The following is a 1,602-nucleotide window of genomic DNA, read 5'->3' on the forward strand; positions in this document are numbered from 1 at the left end:
AGTTACGAGTCTGCCGATCTGCGAGCGTGCTGGCCACAGAGTCGGTCAGTTGGCTGCTACATTCTTACTCACATCACCGTCAACCTGTGCCAAAGCTAGCAACTCAATATACGCGCAGCGCTGTGCCTCACTCTGAGATCGCGCTCAAAGCCTTTGCGAGTGCCAATTCAGGAATCACGTAATCGACAACAAGCCCCAACTCGCGCTTATATTGGGCCAACAGAATTTTCTCCTTTCTGTGAAAATTAGCGTCCGACTTGATCATCTCCTCGACCACCGCCAAAAAAGCATCCCGCTGTTTTTTGGCTTTGAACTCTGACAGAAACATGACTGGGGCTCCTTTACCTTTTCGCATCACTCATCCAAATAAACGCATCTTCCCGCATTCTAAACTTAATACACAGTATGCCGGAGCCTTTTGCGAAAGTCAATCCGCACATGACAATATAAGCGGCGAAGTGCGGCACAGAGGAACATATATTGTCTCGGCCACGCTTACGCCTGGACGCTATCCCCTAACAGGAAGCGCCACGCGGGTTCTGCGCCGAGTTGAGCCTGCTCCACCTCGTGCCCGTTGGCATAATAGAACAAGTCCTTCCGCCGGCGGCGCTGATGCAGAAAAACCGCCGTCTCCAGCTTGTGTCCCAGGTCACGCCCGGGGTACGCCTTGAACGCCGCCACCAGCCCGAGGTCGATGACATGCACGATTTTACCGGGTCGCCGAGCGGCGCTGCTGGCGCGTCAGCGGAGACTCGACCGTCACTCCGCCGTCCGGATCGTGTTTGTGCGCGATCTTCTGCCGCATCATCAGCATCTGCACGATGGACAGCACCTGGCTGACCGTCCAGTAGAGCGAGAGCGCGGCAGGAAAGCTGTAGAACATGAAAAGCATCATGATGGGCATCATGATCATCATCATCTTCTGCTGCGCAGGGTCGCCCATCGACGGCGTGAGATAGCTCTGCAGCGCCATGGTGCCGGACATCAGGAACGGCAGAATATTCAGCGGGATCGGCAGCAGCCCGGCCAGCAGGTTCTCGGGCTCGCTCAGATCCCCGATCCAGAGGAAGGGCGCGTAGCGCAGCTCCACCGCGCTGCGCAGCACCGTGAACAGCGCGATGAACACCGGGATCTGAATCAGCATCGGCAGGCAGCTCGACAGGGGGTTCACCTTGTTCGCCCGGTAGAGCGCCCACGTCTCCTGCTGCATCTTCTGCGGATTGTCCTTGAACTGCTTCTGGAGTTCCTTGAGCTGCGGCTGGATCTCCTGCATCTTCCTCATGCTCACCGTGCTCTTATGCGTGAGCGGCCAGAAGATGGTGCGCACCAGGAAGGTGAGCAGGATGATCGCCACACCGTAATCGGGAATGATGCGGTGGAAGAAGTTGAGCGTCGGCACCAGCAGCTTGCAGAACCAGGAGAAGAAGCCGAACTCCATCACCGCGTCCTTGCCGTCGCCCATCGCCTGCAACAGCGAGAGCTTCTTCGGCCCGATGTAGAGCGTGTATTCACGCGTCATCACCTCGCCCTGTCCCAGCACGCGCCCCGCGAAAAGCACGCGGGCCGAGAGGTGCGCCAAGTCATAGGTCGGCTTGGCCAGGT

Annotated in this window: 3 protein-coding genes; all 3 read right to left on the reverse strand. The window is 57.9% G+C overall.

Translation table 11 applies throughout. The features are described from left to right. Positions 1–127 precede the first annotated feature (127 nt). A complete protein-coding gene (locus tag WAW39_RS28795) occupies positions 128–328 on the reverse strand; it encodes a hypothetical protein (RefSeq protein ID WP_422322963.1) in 201 nt (66 codons plus the stop codon). 167 nt (positions 329–495) lie between these two features. Next, positions 496–705, reverse strand: coding sequence for a hypothetical protein (locus WAW39_RS28800; RefSeq protein WP_422322965.1), 210 nt, complete (start codon positions 703–705; stop codon positions 496–498). A 4-nt stretch (positions 706–709) separates the two neighbouring features. Beyond that, positions 710–1,602, reverse strand: an 893-nt coding sequence (gene yidC, locus WAW39_RS28805; protein WP_422322967.1) for a membrane protein insertase YidC, incomplete at its 5' end; no start/stop codon positions are given.

Origin of the sequence: Prosthecobacter sp. (assembly GCF_049294395.1) — a bacterium.
Taxonomy (GTDB): domain Bacteria; phylum Verrucomicrobiota; class Verrucomicrobiia; order Verrucomicrobiales; family Verrucomicrobiaceae; genus Prosthecobacter.

What these genes read in the sequence shown, in the direction of transcription:
- WAW39_RS28795 (WP_422322963.1), bottom strand. Translation starts at nt 328, where the DNA reads ATGTTTCTGTCAGAGTTCAAAGCCAAAAAACAGCGGGATGCTTTTTTG.